Consider the following 15,156-nt stretch of genomic DNA (forward strand, 5'->3'; position numbering starts at 1 on the left):
AAGCCCTTCCTGTAGAGGGAGGGCTTGCAAGAAGAACGGGCTGCTGATTTTGTTACTTTTTGTTCGGGAAACCGAGTATTTCTGCCGTTTCGTTGAAAAAAGTTTCGCGTGTAGATCGCTTTCTCAACTGTATATCTACTACTTGCGACTTGTCCGGGAGGTTGAAATAACCTTCGTCCAAGCTACAAAGGTTTTCTAGAATGTGTAGTGGCAACCCGAGCACCTGCCTTAGCTGAGATCGCGAAAGCACGTTGTTTTCAACAAGCATTTTCACTCCTCGCGCGATCAGTTGGGGCTTTTCGAAGTCAAAATCGCTGTCCATAGGCTCTCCCTTTACCCATCCCCTGGCAGATCTGGCCTTCCATAGTCTGGTGGTTGTGGTGTCGTTGATTATTTCTAGATCTAAACAACGCCTCACCATTGCGGCTACTGAGACTTTCCAGCGTGGTTTCAGAGCTAGCAACGTATCCAGTGTCGGCCAACGGACTTCTCGCAGAAAGCTTTCTGGGGGCAGTAAAAAGGCGCTTGCAAATCGATGAGCTTGAGTTTCAAGAAGTGCGTAATTCGTGTCGTACTGCTCTTTGGATATGTACCTATGCAGAACGATATGTCCGAGCTCATGGGCCGCATCAAAGCGATTTCTGATCCCGTTTGCCTTATCCGCGACAAGTAAAACATATGGCCGTTGGTCCAACTCGTACCAATTCGAAACGCCATCCATTTTCAGGTGCCCGAGTGTGGTCCGAGCACAGACAATACCTGCACTCTCCAATACGTGAACGACATTGGAGATCGGAGCTATCCCTAGTCCCCAGGTTTGACGGCATTTACTGGCCATCTGTTCGATTTCTTCGTCAGAAATCAGTTCGCAATTATGCTCTTCTAAATGCGGCACATTGACTTCAATAAATTCAAGGCTTTCTTGCAGTTTGTAAGAGATTTCTTGAAGCCACTCCAAGCGTACTTCCGCTATTTCCCGTGCGCTGGTCGTAGTGCTGACCTGCGATCGAAAGAAAAATGGAGTGTTCTCGCCAGTTGTGAACTGTTCCTCAAGTAACCAGTTTTCGCTGACCCCGAAAACTTCGCATAAGCGCCGGAAGGCGTCGGCCTCTGGGACCTGAAGCCCATTCTCCCATTTTGAAACGTTGCCAGAGGCGCGCCCCACCATCTCGGCGAGAGTGGTTTGCGTCATCCCAAACGCAAGGCGCAATTGCTTGAGGCGCTCTGACTGAAAGCCCGCGACTCCCGTTCTCATGGTCTACCTCTTGGCGTTTTGCTCATCATCAGCTTGGTCTTCGGTTTCTTCGGCGCGGCGCATCTTATCTCGCAATTTCACCAACTCAACTGGTTTCTGCTGAACCGCCTCAGTATCAGAATAGCTTTGAAGCAAATCCTCAAATGTGCAATTCATGTGGAAGCCCTTACCGTTGAAGTACGGTACGGCCATCATGATTGCGCGTGGCTCTGACTGATCCTCTGAGCGAGTTGGAGGTGCATGGACTACGACAAGCGCATGAATCAATTGTTCGGCTACGGTATGTTTGAGCCCATCGATCCAGTCCATTTGGGTGTCTGCAAGGGATTCATTTAACGTTTTGAGTTCGCTTCGGTGTTTTGCATCGCGGATTTCCTTCTGCCAAGGAAGCACCACCGCCGTGATTCTCAGTGAGCCGAGCTCAAGCAGCACATAATTGTGCCCCTTCGGATCTGTTGACTTGATTATCGGATTCCACCGCTTCATTCCAGCCAGGGACTCTTGGACTAGCGAATGCCGTAAGTGCCCTCGCAAATCTTCATGGGGAGTATAAATCAGCAGCTCTTGAGTTTCTTTCAAGGCTTTTTGGAAGGTTTGAGGAAGTAAAACTCCAAGCTCCTCGAAAAATTCTTTATTTACCTGTGCACGGATGAACCCTTGGATTTCTTGTTGTGTGACCACGTAATCACCACTCAATATTCGGTAAGCGGATTTTTACTCCATATTTCTTCGTTATGGAAGTAAGGGACTGGTTTTTTATCCAGCCACTGATCGTTTTTTTTAGAGGATGTTAGAACGGCACATCCCCCAGAATCGTCGCCCGGTGCATCACCCGCCGTTGTGGCCGGTAGTCATCCACCGCGTAATGCTGGGTCACGCGGTTGTCCCAGAACGCCACGTCATTCTCCTGCCAGCGCCAGCGAATGGTGAATTCCGGGCGCGTCGCGTGGGCGAACAGCAGCTTGAGAATCGCTTCACTCTCGGCCGGTTCCAGTTCGTTTATTTTGGTCGTGAAACCATCGCTGACAAACAGCGATTTGCGCCCGCTCACCGGATGCGTACGCACCACCGGGTGTGACAACGGCGGGTTCTTTTTGCGGGTTTCTTCCCAGCGCAACAGGTCTTCTGCGGTGTTGCCGAAGCGCTCCAGCGGGAAGGATTTGGTGAAGTCGTGAGTCGCGGTCAACCCATTGAGCAGCACCTTCAACGGCTCGGACAACGCCTCATACGCCGCAATCCCACTGGCCCACAACGTGTCGCCGCCAAACGCAGGCAACAGTTTGGCACTGAGCACCGCGCCGAGCGCCGGGGTGGGCAGGAAGGTCACGTCGGTGTGCCATACGGCGTTGTCGCGCACGTCGGTGACGGCGGTGTCGAGGATCAGCACTTCGGGCTGTTCCGGCACGTTGGGGTAGATCGGGTGAATGTGCAGGTCGCCGAAATTCGCCGCGAACCGCGCCTGTTGTTGCGGGGTGATGGCCTGGTCGCGGAAGAACAGCACCGAGTGAGTCAGCAGCGCCTGTTCGATGGCGTCGCGCTGTTCGAGGTTCAGAGGCAGGGTGATATCGACGCCACTGATCTGGGCGCCCAAGGCGGTGCTTAATGGCGTAACGGTCAGGCGGCTCATTTAATTCTCATCACTCAGTGTGCCTGGCCATGCCAAGGCACTAATTTACGCTGCAGGGCGCGCAGGCCCATTTCCATGGCGAAAGCGATCAGGGCGATGACCAGAATCCCCAGCACCACCACATCGGTGACCAGGAACTGCGCCGCCGACTGCACCATAAAACCCAGGCCGCTGGTGGCCGCGATCAGCTCGGCAGCGACCAAGGTGGACCAGCCCACACCCAGGCCGATGCGCACGCCGGTGAGGATATCGGGCAGGGCGCTGGGCAGGATCACATGGCGGATCAGTTGGGCGCGGGTAGCGCCCAGCGACTGCGCAGCGCGCAGCTTGGCCGGGTCGACGGTGCGCACCCCCGTCGCGGTGGCGATGGCAATCGGTGCAAAGATCGCCAGGTAAATCAGCAGCACTTTGGACAGCTCGCCGATGCCGCACCAGATCACGATCAGCGGCAGGTAGGCCAAAGGCGGAATCGGCCGGTAGAACTCGATCAGCGGGTCGAGAATCCCACGGGCAATGCGGTTGGAGCCGATGGCGATGCCCACCGGCACGGCGGTCAGCACCGCAAAGCCCAGGCCCAGGCCGATGCGGCTGAGGCTCGCGCCCAGGTGCTGCCACAAGGTGGAGTCCATGTAGCCCGTGGTGGCCAGCAACCAGCCCTTTTGCAACACGGCGGATGGCGGCGGCAGGAACAGTGGTTCGATCAAGCCGGTGGCGGTCACGGCCCACCAAATTGCCAGTAACGCGATTAGCGTCAGCAGGCTGATCCAGCGCGTACTCAGACTGCGGCGCACCGGAATCAGCACCGGCTTGATGGCGGTGGCGGGGAGTTCGTAGCTGCTCATGCGGACACCTGCCGTTGCGAGAACACTTTGCCCAGCACGTGTTCGCGGGTCTCGATAAAACGCGGGTCGGACTTGATCGCCCGCGCCGATTCGCCGGCCGCGTAGCGTTGGCCGAAGTCCAGGCGCAGGCGTTCGACGATCTGGCCGGGGTTGGGCGCCAGCAGGATCAGATCAGTGGCGAGGAACACGGCTTCTTCGATGTCATGGGTGATCAGGAACACCGGCTTGGCCGTGCGCCGCCAGACTTGCAGCAATAACTCCTGCATCTGTTCGCGGGTAAAGGCATCGAGGGCGCCGAAGGGTTCGTCCATCAACAACACACGTGGGTCTGCCGCCAAGGCACGCGCCAGGCCGACACGTTGCTTCTGGCCGCCGGAGAGCTGCCAGATACGGCGGCTGTCGAAACCCGCCAGATCCACCAGCGCGAGCATTTCCCGGGCACGTACTTCGCGTTGCGCCTTGGGTACCCCGGCCAGTTCGAGGCCAAAGCCGACATTGGCCAGCACATCCTGCCAGGGCAGCAATGCATCGTCCTGGAACACCACGCCGCGCTCGGCGCTGGGGCCTTTGACCGGCACGCCATCAAGGGTGATGCGCCCGGCAGAAGGCTCGACAAAACCGGCAATCAGGTTCAACAGCGAGGTCTTGCCACTGCCGGACGGGCCGAGGGCCACCAGCAATTGCTGGGGGCCCAGTTCGAGTGAAATATCCGCCAGTACCGGTTCCGGGGCACCTGGGTACTGTGCGCTGATGCGCTCCAGTTGTAGCAAGGCCATCGCGATGAACTCCTTGAATCAGTTAGTGATGAACTTGGCGCTGACGTAAGGGGCGTAGTCCGGCAGCACGGCGTCGACCTTGCCTTGTTCCTTGAGGAACGCAGCGGTATCGGTCACGGCCTTGGTGGTCGGTGCGCCGAGCAGGGTCACCTGGTCCGCGGCCAACGGGTAGACGTTGCCTTGCAGCAGCAGCGGAATATCGCTGGCTTTTGCGCCGGAAAGCTTCACCAGTTTGTCGACGTTGCCTTTGTCGGCGAGCCAGGCTTGTGGGTCTTTGCGGTAGGCGGAGTAGGCATCCAGAGTGACTTTGGCGAAGGCCGTGACGATTTCCGGGTGCTTCTCGGCAAAATCCTTACGCACGATCCACGCATCGAAGGTTGGCGCACCGAACTTGGCCAATTCGCCGGAGGTGATCAGCACTTTGCCGTTTTCCTTGGCCACGCCCAACGCCGGGTCCCAGACGTAGGTGGCGTCGATGTCACCGCGCTTCCAGGCGGCGATGATCGCCGGTGGCGCAAGGTTGAGGATGGTCACTTTGGCTGGGTCGATGTTCCAGTGCTTCAGCGCGGCCAGCAGGCTGTAGTGGCCGGTGGAGACGAAAGGCACGGCGATTTTCTTGCCGATCAGGTCCTGGGGGCTGTTGATCCCGGAGCCATTGCGCGCCACCAAGGCTTCGGCGCCGCCGATCTGGGTGGCGACGAGGAAGGTTTGCACTGGAACTTTGCGTGTGATCGCTGCGGTCAGCGGGCTGGAACCGAGGTAGCCGATCTGCACGTCGCCGGAAGCGATGGCGGCAATGATATCGGCGCCGTTGTCGAATTTGCGCCAGTCGATCTTGGCGTTGGTGGCTTTTTCATACGCACCGTCGGCCTGGGCGACTTTGGCCGGGTCTACGGTGGTCTGATAAGCGATGGTCACATCCGCCGCCTGGGCAAACAGGCTGGCACCGGCCAGTGACAATGCGGCCAAGAGGCGCAGAGGGGTAAGCAGTTTCAAGGGGAAGCTCCTCAATCAGGCGGCCGAGGGTCGGCGTGTGAGGAGACTAAATGATCTAAGAATCCGAAAATAAATAACATTTTCGAATTAGCTTATGTGGAGAACAGCTGCAGCGGGTTTTCAGTCAAGTGAAGGCAAATGTGGGAGGGGGCTTGCCCCCGATAGCGGTGGAGCTGCCAGCTAATGTGTAGCTGACCCACTGCAATCGGGGGCAAGCCCCCTCCCACATGTCGAGCCAGATTCGGCTTCAGTCAGTTGCTGATGGCCAGGATACTCGCCTGGTACGCCCCGACAAACACATCAAAATCGCCCACTTCGTTCTGCTCCAGCTCCGCCTGCTGTGCCAGCGATTTACGCGCCAGTTCTTCAAACCGCGTCTGTTCCTCGGCAGCCAGTGGCTCCTGGCGGAAATACTCGGCATGCAGCTGGCTCTGGTGCAGGGAGAACTGCGCAAAAGTCTCTTTGCGCTCGGCCATCGCTGCCAGCACCTGGGCCGACGGCGTCAACGACGGGTCGTTGATTTTCGCCAGTTGGGCGTCCAGCGCCTGGCTGTGCTCGCTGATACCGTGGCTCTGATCGAGCAGGGCGGCCAGCGGTGCAATCTTCTCCAGCAGTTCGGTGGCCCATTCCTTCATGTCCACCGTCGCGCCGTCGCGCTGCAATTGCAGGCCTGGACGGCGACCTTCCTTGACCACGCTGAGGAAGTTGGCGGTGGCATTGCCGCACGCAGTGTTGGCGAACAACGGGCTGTCGTTCAGCGCGCAGTACAGCAGGAATGCGTCGAGGAAGCGCGACTCCGGCAGATCGATGCCCATCGGCAGGAACGGGTTGATGTCCAGGCAGCGCACTTCGATGTACTGGATGCCACGGGCCACCAGCGCCTGGATCGGCCGTTCGCCGGTGTAGGTCACGCGCTTGGGGCGGATGTTGGAGTAGTACTCGTTTTCGATCTGCAGGATGTTGGTGTTGAGCTGCACCCACTCACCGTCCTTGTGCGTGCCGATTTCGACGTATGGCGCGTAGGGCGTTGCCACCGCTTCACGCAGGCTGTCGGTGTAGCTCGCCAAGTCGTTGTAGCACGGCGTAAGCCCGGCTTGGGCGTTGCTCTGGTAACCCAGGTCGCTCATGCGCAGGCTGGTGGCGTAGGGCAGGTACAGGGTGTCGGCGTCGAGCACTTCCAACTGGTGCGAGCGACCGCGCAGGAAACCTGCGTCCAGGGCCGGCGAGGCACCGAACAGGTACATCAGCAGCCAGCTGTAACGGCGGAAATTGCGGATCAGCGCGATATAGGCCGTGGACTGGTAGTCGCGGTCGGTGCCGACGAATCCTTCAGTCTCCTTGAGCAAGGGCCACAACTGTTCCGGCAGGGAAAAGTTGTAGTGGATGCCGGCGATGCACTGCATGGTCTTGCCGTACCGCAGGGCCAGGCCCTTGCGGTACACATATTTGAGCTGTCCGATATTGGAGGTGCCGTAGTAGGCAATCGGAATATCTTCCTCGGCCGGCAACGGGCACGGCATCGAAGGGCTCCACAGGTATTCGCTGCCCAGCTTGGTGTAGGCAAATCGGTGGATCTTGTCCAGGCTGCTCAGGGTGTCGGCCGGGTTGGGCAGGGCTGGGGTGATGAACTCCAGCAGCGATTCCGAGTAGTCGGTGGTGATCAATTCATTGGTCAACGCGGCGCCCAGGGCTTCCGGGTGCGGCGTTTGCGCCAGGCGACCTTCACCGGTGACACGTAGGCATTCACGCTCGATGCCATGCAGGCACTGCTCTAGCAGGGAGAGGTGTTCGCGCTTGCCGAGCAGAGCCAGGCGGCGGTTGAGAAGTTCGCTCAAGTTGGATTCCTTCACGCGTCAGTCGCCCCAATATGGGGGTGGGCAGGACGGTCTACAAGGGTGAAGTTAAAACTGGCGTGATCGCCTGGTTTTGAGTCTATTTGACCCGCGGTAAATAAAGCCTACTTCACTCCATGAATTGGGCCATAGCGCAGCGGGAAAATTCCGACGCCGTTATCGCAGCGCCGAAATTAACTCAAATCGAGGGTGGGGAGCTATAGGACAGCGAAGGTGCCCTGTGCTTTTGCGACAAGTCTTTCGTCCTGATACACATCGGCTTCGACCACCAACGTGCGCCGGCCGGCGTGAATCACCCGGCCGGTGCACAGCACATCCCCGTCTTCCACGGCGCGGATGTAGTTGATCTTGCACTCGATGGTCGCGCTCTGCTGGTCAAAACCATGGCTGCTGGAACAGGCCAGGCCCATGGTGATGTCCACCAGGCTGAAAATCGCCCCGCCATGGAGCTTGCCCGCACGGTTGCGCAAGTGCGGCTCCAGGGTCAGGGCCACCTGTGCAACGCCTTCTTCAAGGTGTTGCAGGCGGCAGCCGATCAGTTCGCTGAACGCGCTCTGAGTCAAACCGGCCGGGATTTCCATCAGCGTTTCTTCAACTGCTTGGCGTTGGCGAACAGCGAGGCCATGGCGTTGTTGCTTGGCGCTGCAGTTGCGGTTTCCTTGCGCGGTTGACTGCTTTCGGAGCGGTTCTGCGACTGGCGCGGTGCCGAGCCTGGGCGTGCGCCACGGGCGCCGTCGATTTTCTCGCCGGGGGTGTCGCTCATGCGCATCGACAGGCCGACGCGTTTGCGTGGAATGTCGACTTCCATGACTTTGACCTTGACCACATCACCGGCTTTCACCGCTTCGCGTGGGTCCTTGATGAATTTCTCCGAAAGCGCGGAGATATGCACCAAACCGTCCTGATGCACGCCGATATCCACAAATGCGCCGAAGTTGGTCACGTTGGTGACGACACCTTCGAGGATCATGCCCAGTTGCAGGTCCTTGAGGTCTTCGACGCCGTCCTGGAACTCGGCGGTCTTGAACTCCGGGCGGGGGTCGCGGCCGGGTTTTTCCAGTTCTTGCAGGATGTCGGTGATGGTCGGTACGCCGAAGGTTTCGTCAGTGTACTTCTTGGGGTCCAGGCGCTTGAGGAACGCGGCGTCGCCAATCAGCGAGCGGATGTCGCGGTCGGTTTCGGCGGCAATGCGTTGGACCAGTGGATACGCTTCCGGGTGAACGGCCGACGAATCCAGCGGATTGTCACCGTTCATTACGCGTAGGAAACCAGCGGCTTGTTCGAAGGTTTTCTCACCTAGGCGTGCGACCTTTTTCAGCGCGGCGCGGGTTTTGAACGCTCCGTTCTCGTCACGGTGAGTGACGATATTCTGCGCCAGGGTGGTGTTCAGGCCGGAAATACGTGCCAACAGCGCGACCGAGGCAGTGTTTACATCCACGCCGACCTTGTTTACGCAGTCTTCCACCACCGCATCCAGGCCACGCGCCAGTTTCAGCTGTGACACATCGTGCTGGTACTGGCCGACACCGATGGATTTAGGGTCGATTTTCACCAGCTCGGCCAGTGGATCCTGCAGGCGGCGGGCAATGGACACGGCGCCACGGATCGACACGTCGAGGTCCGGGAATTCCTTGGACGCCAGCTCCGACGCCGAGTACACCGAAGCCCCTGCCTCCGAGACCATGACCTTGGTCATCTTCATGGCTGGGTATTTTTTGATCAGCTCGGCGGCCAGCTTGTCGGTTTCACGGCTGGCGGTGCCGTTGCCGATGGCGATCAGGTCCACCGCGTGCTTGGCGCACAGGGCGGCGAGGATCGCGAGCGTCTGGTCCCACTTGTTATGCGGCACGTGCGGGTAAACCGTGGCGTGATCCAGCAGCTTGCCGGTGGCGTCGACCACCGCGACCTTGCAGCCGGTGCGCAGGCCAGGGTCAAGGCCCAGGGTGGCGCGCGGGCCGGCCGGGGCGGCCAGCAGCAGGTCGTGCAGGTTGTGGGCGAACACGTTGATGGCTTCGGTTTCGGCGCCATCACGCAATTCGCCCAGCAGGTCGGTTTCCAGGTGGGTGTAGAGCTTGACCTTCCAGGTCCAGCGCACCACTTCGCCGAGCCACTTATCCGCAGGACGATTCTGATTCTGGATGCCGAATTGTTGACCGATCATGCCTTCGCACGGGTGCATGCTGCCCGGCAGCTCGTCGCCGACTTTGAGCGCGGAGCTGAGAATGCCTTCGTTGCGGCCACGGAAAATCGCCAGGGCACGGTGGGACGGCATGCTCTTGAGCGGCTCATCGTGTTCGAAGTAATCGCGGAACTTGGCGCCTTCTTCCTCTTTGCCGGCGATGACGCGAGCACTGAGGGTGGCTTCCTGCTTGAGGTACGTACGCAGTTTTTCCAGGAGGCTGGCGTTTTCGGCGAAGCGCTCCATGAGGATGTACTTGGCGCCTTCGAGGGCGGCCTTGACGTCGGCGACGCCTTTTTCGGCATCGATAAAGCGAGCAGCTTCGGTGTCCGGGGTCAGCGACGGGTCGTTGAACAAGCCGTCGGCCAGCTCGCCCAGGCCGGCTTCGAGGGCGATCTGGCCCTTGGTACGACGCTTTTGTTTGTAGGGCAGGTAGAGGTCTTCAAGGCGGGTCTTGGTGTCGGCGAGCTTGATGTCGCGCTCAAGCTGTGGGGTCAGCTTGCCCTGTTCCTCGATGCTGGCGAGGATACTGATACGCCGTTCGTCGAGTTCTCGCAGGTAGCGCAGGCGCTCTTCCAGGTGACGCAGTTGGATGTCGTCGAGGCTGCCGGTCACTTCTTTTCGGTAACGGGCGATGAAGGGCACCGTGGAGCCTTCATCCAGTAGAGCGACGGCCGCTTCGACCTGTTGGGGGCGTACACCGAGTTCTTCGGCGATGCGGCTGTTGATGCTGTCCATAAATCCACCTGAAATTCTTAGAAGCAGCTCGCAGGCCCGGAAAACAAGGCCTTGCGCGGCTGGTTGAGCGGCCTGACGGGCGCCGCTGCCTGGGTCAAGAGGCTGCCTATTGACCCTCGAAATCGAAAAAATCACCGCAAGCGGGTAAAAAAAGCCCCGGCAGTAAACGGTAACGATCTGACATTGCCCTGCACGGAGGCGCCGCATTATAACCAGCGTTCTGTCCTTGAGGGCTACTGCGCCAGTGGTTGTACGGCGCGGGTTTGCTGGCAGTCGAGGAAAAATCTGCTAACAATGCACACGGTGCGTATAACGGCAGCTAGGCCATAATGCGCGCCGAGATAAGAGGAGCATCCAATGAGCAGCACTGCACAAACTGCTGAAGGCGAAAAAATTCTCATCGTAGATGACGATCCGGGGCTGAGCAGCCTGCTGGAGCGATTCTTCAATTCCAAGGGCTACCGTGCCCGCGCGGTGCCAAACACCGAGCAGATGGATCGCCTGCTGGGGCGCGAAGTCTTCAATCTGGTCGTACTCGATCTGATGCTGCCTGGCGAAGACGGTCTGACCGCTTGCAAGCGCCTGCGCGGCGCGAACAATCAGATTCCAATCATCATGCTCACTGCCAAGGGCGATGAGCTGAGCCGCATCAAGGGCCTCGAACTGGGCGCCGATGACTACCTGGCCAAACCCTTCAACCCGGATGAGTTGATGGCGCGGGTCAAGGCCGTATTGCGCCGTCAGGCACTGCCAGTACCGGGCGCGCCGGGCAGCGAAGATGAAAGCGTTACCTTTGGCGACTACGAACTGTCGCTGGCCACCCGCGAGCTCAAGCGTGGCGACGAAGTGCACATGCTCACCACTGGCGAATTCGCAGTGCTCAAGGCCCTGGTGATGAACGCGCGTCAGCCGCTGACCCGCGACAAGCTGATGAACCTGGCCCGGGGTCGGGAGTGGGACGCCCTGGAGCGCTCCATCGACGTGCAGATTTCCCGTCTGCGCCGGATGATCGAGCCGGACCCGTCCAAACCACGGTACATCCAGACGGTTTGGGGTGTGGGCTATGTGTTCGTGCCGGATGGCACCGCCACCAAGTGATCGATGATTTGCACGGCGGGCATTCTGGCGTTTGACTCCGTGAGGGTCGACGGGATGCCCGGCGTCTGCAATTCTGCGAGCGCCGTTCGTTCCTGCAAGGTGTCCAGCTGTCATCTATGAAAACCCCGCTGTGGTTCCCACAAAGTTTCTTTTCCCGCACCCTTTGGCTGGTGCTGATCGTCGTTCTGTTTTCCAAGGCACTTACGCTGGTTTATCTGTTGATGAACGAAGACGTGCTGGTGGATCGACAGTACAGCCACGGTGTCGCTCTGACGCTACGCGCCTACTGGGCCGCTGATCCCGAGAACCGCGAGAAGATCGCCAAGGCCGCCACCCTGGTGCGCGTGGCGGGCGCGGGTGTGCCCGAGGGCGAGCAGCATTGGCCCTATAGCGAGATTTACCAGCGCCAAATGCAGGCCGAACTGGGTGAAGACACCGAGGTCCGTCTGCGTATGCATGTGTCTCCGGCATTGTGGGTGCGTGCGCCGAGCCTGGGTGAGGACTGGCTGAAAGTGCCGCTATACCCCCATCCGTTGCGGGGGCAGAAGATCTGGAACGTGCTGGGCTGGTTCCTGGCGATCGGGCTGCTTTCAACGGCATCCGCGTGGATTTTCGTTCGCCAGCTCAACCAGCCCCTTAAACGGCTGGTGTTTGCCGCCCGGCAATTGGGCCAGGGTCGTAGCGTCCGTCTGCCGGTAAGTGATACGCCCAGTGAAATGACCGAAGTGTACGGCGCGTTCAACCAGATGGCGGAGGATGTCGAACAGGCCGGGCGCGAACGTGAGTTGATGCTGGCCGGCGTGTCTCACGACCTGCGCACGCCGCTGACGCGATTGCGATTGTCCCTGGAATTGATGGGCAACCATACCGACCTGACCGACGACATGGTCCGTGACATCGAGGACATGGATGCGATTCTCGACCAGTTCCTTGCGTTTATCCGCGATGGCCGCGACGAGGTGGTTGAGGAAGTCGATTTGACGGATCTGGTGCGCGAAGTGGTCGCACCCTACAACCAGAACGGCGAACAGGTGCGCATGCGCCTTGAGCCGATCCAGCCGTTTGCGTTGCGACGTGTGTCGATGAAGCGTCTGCTGAACAACTTGATCGGCAACGCCTTGCATCACGCGGGTTCGGACGTGGAAGTGGCTGCGTACGTATCGGGCGACAGTGCCGCGCCCTATGTGGTGCTGAGTGTGATGGACCGCGGAACAGGGATCGATCCGGCGGAGCTGGAAGGTATTTTCAACCCGTTTACCCGTGGGGACCGCGCCCGTGGAGGCAAGGGCACTGGGTTGGGGCTGGCGATAGTGCGGCGGATTGCCTCGATGCATGGCGGCAATGTTGAGTTGCGTAACCGCGAAGGCGGCGGCCTTGAGGCGCGGGTGCGTTTGCCGCTTGGTTTGATGCTACCCAGAGACGCGGTTTAGCAAACAACGCAGATCAAAATGTGGGAGGGTGCTTGCCCTAATGCCAGTCCGCTAACACTGTGCCTGTGGCGGGGGAGCGAGCTTCCTCGCCACAGTTTTTTTACCCTTACGGCTTCAAGCCCCTAGCCCTAGCCCTTGCCCTTAGTCCTGGTCATATTCGGCCCACCATTTTTCTCCAGGTGCTGAATGATGATTCCCGCCACATCCTTGCCGGTAGTGGTCTCGATCCCTTCCAGCCCCGGCGACGAATTCACCTCCATCACCAGCGGCCCATGGTTTGACCGCAGGATATCCACACCCGCCACGGCCAAGCCCATCACCTTGGCCGCCCGCAACGCGGTCATGCGCTCTTCTGGGGTGATCTTGATCAGGCTGGCACTGCCGCCACGGTGCAGGTTGGAGCGAAACTCTCCAGGCTTGGCCTGGCGCTTCATCGCCGCAATGACCTTGTCGCCCACCACGAAGCAGCGGATATCCGCACCACCGGCTTCCTTGATGTATTCCTGAACCATGATGTTCTGCTTGAGGCCCATGAACGCCTCGATCACCGATTCGGCTGCCGTTGCGGTTTCACACAACACCACGCCGATGCCCTGGGTGCCTTCCAGTACCTTGATCACCAACGGCGCGCCGTTGACCATCTCGATCAGGTCCGGGATGTCATCGGGGGAGTGGGCAAATCCGGTGACCGGCAGGCCGATGCCTCGGCGGGACAGTAGTTGCAGCGAACGCAGTTTGTCGCGCGAGCGCGCAATGGCCACGGATTCGTTCAAGGGGAACACCCCCATCATCTCGAACTGGCGCAACACCGCGCAGCCATAGAACGTCACCGAAGCACCGATACGCGGGATGACGGCATCAAAGCCTTCCAGCGGTTTGCCGCGGTAATGGATCTGCGGCTTGTGGCTGGCGATGTTCATGTAGGCACGCAACGTGTCGATCACCACCATTTCGTGGCCACGTTCGGTGCCGGCCTCGACCAGGCGGCGGGTGGAATACAGACGCGGGTTTCGCGACAGCACAGCAATCTTCATGCAGCACCTGGGGCAGAAATAGTAGAGACCGGGAACACCGGCTTGTCTTGAACGTACTTGATGCCTGGGTTGACGACCAATTGGCCGTCAATCAGCGCCTTGGATCCCAGCAGCAAGCGGTAACGCATGGCCTTGCGGCAGGCCAGGGTGAATTCCACCCTCCATACCCGATCACCCAACGCCAGGGTGGTGCTGATCACATAGCGCACCTGCGCGTGACCGTTGGAGCTCTTGATGGTTTTCATCGTCACCAGGGGCGCTTCACAGCGGCGGTGGCGCAGTTGCACAACAGTGCCCAGGTGCGCGGTAAAGCGCACCCACTGCTCACCGTCACGCTCAAAGGGCTCGATATCGGTGGCATGCAGGCTTGAGGTGCTGGCACCGGTGTCGATCTTCGCGCGCAGGCCTGCCACTCCCAAGTCGGGAAGTGCCACCCACTCACGCAGACCCACAACGGTCAAATGGTCAAATGTCTTCAAAATGAGTAACCGATCAATTCGCCCAGGCTTTCGGTGAAACCTCGGCCATTGCTTTGAATGCAGGCTTGGCGAACCAATAGCCTTGCATCAGAAATATTCCACAGTCAGACAGAAAGTCGCGTTCGCCGGCACTTTCGATGCCTTCGGCGATGACAGTAACGCTCAACTGCTCACAGATTGTGACAATCCCCTTGACGATCACCTGACGGACACGATCCTGGTCGACGTCGCGGATTAGCGCCATGTCGAGTTTGATAAAGTCAGGTTGGAAATCAGCCAGCAGATTCAGCCCCGAATAGCCCGCGCCGAAGTCGTCGATGGCGGTCTTGAAGCCGAACTCGCGGTATTCACGCAGAATATTCGTCAAATGGCGATAGTTATCTACATGCTCGCTTTCGAGCGTCTCGAAAATCAGTTTGTTCAGCGGGAAATTGTGCGCGCGAGCCGCCTCCAGGGTGCTGCGGATGCACAACTCCGGACGGTACACGGCGTTGGGCATGAAGTTGATGGATAGGTGGGTTTGCATCCCCAGGGCGGCAGCACCGGCAATCGCCTGGGTGCGGCAGCGCTGGTCGAAGCGGTAGCGGTTGCTTTCGTTGACTTGGTCCAGCACCGACAACGCCCCTTCGCCTTGTGGACCGCGCACCAAGGCTTCGTGGGCAAAAATCGAATGGTCCCGAAGGTCTACGATTGGCTGGTAGGCGAAAGCAAAATCGAAACCCAAAGGTTCGTTTTGCTGGCAGCCTACGCAACGCTGGTCAGGCGAGGTGAGTGAAGTGGGAAAGTCGGTCACGGCGTATCCTCGCGAAAACAGAATGCTATCTGGCGTATCTTAGGTGAGCCTTGGGG

The 15,156-nt window shown here is 59.2% G+C and carries 14 protein-coding genes; 2 read left to right on the plus strand and 12 right to left on the minus strand.

Going from position 1 to position 15,156, the window contains the following annotated elements; translation table 11 throughout:
- Positions 1–52 precede the first annotated feature (52 nt).
- The 9 genes from NDJ82_RS19325 to NDJ82_RS19365 form a co-directional block, all read right to left on the minus strand.
- On the minus strand, positions 53–1,255 hold the full coding sequence (locus tag NDJ82_RS19325; RefSeq protein WP_158876612.1) for a helix-turn-helix domain-containing protein: 1,203 nt from the start codon (positions 1,253–1,255) through the stop codon (positions 53–55).
- 3 nt (positions 1,256–1,258) lie between these two features.
- Positions 1,259–1,936, minus strand: a complete 678-nt coding sequence (locus tag NDJ82_RS19330) for a hypothetical protein (RefSeq protein ID WP_158876614.1) — start codon at positions 1,934–1,936, stop codon at positions 1,259–1,261.
- Between the two features lie 109 nt (positions 1,937–2,045).
- Entirely contained in the window at positions 2,046–2,882 is an 837-nt protein-coding gene (gene tauD, locus NDJ82_RS19335) for a taurine dioxygenase (RefSeq protein ID WP_099584396.1), read from the minus strand.
- Positions 2,883–2,896: 14 nt separating this feature from the next.
- Positions 2,897–3,724 (minus strand): taurine ABC transporter permease TauC, encoded by an 828-nt coding sequence (tauC, locus tag NDJ82_RS19340; RefSeq protein WP_158876620.1) that lies wholly within the window; start codon positions 3,722–3,724, stop codon positions 2,897–2,899.
- Entirely contained in the window at positions 3,721–4,500 is a 780-nt protein-coding gene (gene tauB / locus NDJ82_RS19345; RefSeq protein ID WP_250926101.1) for a taurine ABC transporter ATP-binding subunit, read from the minus strand. Before tauB ends, tauC begins: the two co-directional genes overlap by 4 nt.
- Before the next feature lie 18 nt (positions 4,501–4,518).
- Positions 4,519–5,496: a taurine ABC transporter substrate-binding protein gene (gene tauA, locus NDJ82_RS19350; RefSeq protein ID WP_099584399.1), complete on the minus strand. Its 978-nt coding sequence runs from the start codon at positions 5,494–5,496 to the stop codon at positions 4,519–4,521.
- A 251-nt stretch (positions 5,497–5,747) separates the two neighbouring features.
- Complete coding sequence (gene gshA, locus NDJ82_RS19355; protein ID WP_250926102.1) at positions 5,748–7,331, minus strand: glutamate--cysteine ligase; 1,584 nt, start codon at positions 7,329–7,331, stop codon at positions 5,748–5,750.
- 215 nt (positions 7,332–7,546) lie between these two features.
- Complete coding sequence (locus NDJ82_RS19360) at positions 7,547–7,930, minus strand: PaaI family thioesterase (RefSeq protein ID WP_099584401.1); 384 nt, start codon at positions 7,928–7,930, stop codon at positions 7,547–7,549.
- On the minus strand, positions 7,930–10,266 hold the full coding sequence (locus NDJ82_RS19365; protein ID WP_112192948.1) for a Tex family protein: 2,337 nt from the start codon (positions 10,264–10,266) through the stop codon (positions 7,930–7,932). The genes NDJ82_RS19360 and NDJ82_RS19365 overlap by 1 nt, the downstream gene beginning before the upstream one ends.
- 357 nt (positions 10,267–10,623) lie before the next feature.
- Between NDJ82_RS19365 and ompR the strand changes: the two genes are divergently transcribed.
- Positions 10,624–11,364, plus strand: coding sequence for an osmolarity response regulator transcription factor OmpR (gene ompR / locus NDJ82_RS19370; RefSeq protein WP_191947048.1), 741 nt, complete (start codon positions 10,624–10,626; stop codon positions 11,362–11,364).
- Between the two features lie 116 nt (positions 11,365–11,480).
- Entirely contained in the window at positions 11,481–12,794 is a 1,314-nt protein-coding gene (locus tag NDJ82_RS19375; RefSeq protein ID WP_099584404.1) for an ATP-binding protein, read from the plus strand.
- A gap of 128 nt (positions 12,795–12,922) precedes the next feature.
- Here the strand turns inward: NDJ82_RS19375 and rimK are convergent, their stop codons facing one another.
- The 3 genes from rimK to rimA are packed head-to-tail and all read right to left on the minus strand — an operon-like array spanning position 12,923 to position 15,100.
- Entirely contained in the window at positions 12,923–13,828 is a 906-nt protein-coding gene (gene rimK / locus NDJ82_RS19380; protein ID WP_003171022.1) for a 30S ribosomal protein S6--L-glutamate ligase, read from the minus strand.
- Positions 13,825–14,307, minus strand: a complete 483-nt coding sequence (gene rimB, locus NDJ82_RS19385; protein ID WP_099584405.1) for a retropepsin-like aspartic endopeptidase RimB — start codon at positions 14,305–14,307, stop codon at positions 13,825–13,827. Before rimB ends, rimK begins: the two co-directional genes overlap by 4 nt.
- A 13-nt stretch (positions 14,308–14,320) precedes the next feature.
- The gene (rimA, locus tag NDJ82_RS19390) at positions 14,321–15,100 is read right to left on the minus strand and encodes a S6 modification regulatory phosphodiesterase RimA (protein WP_099584406.1); all 780 of its coding nucleotides are present in this window, start codon (positions 15,098–15,100) and stop codon (positions 14,321–14,323) included.
- Positions 15,101–15,156: the final 56 nt, after the last annotated feature.

It is taken from the genome of Pseudomonas sp. SR18, from assembly GCF_023701505.1.
GTDB lineage: Bacteria > Pseudomonadota > Gammaproteobacteria > Pseudomonadales > Pseudomonadaceae > Aquipseudomonas > Aquipseudomonas cyclaminis.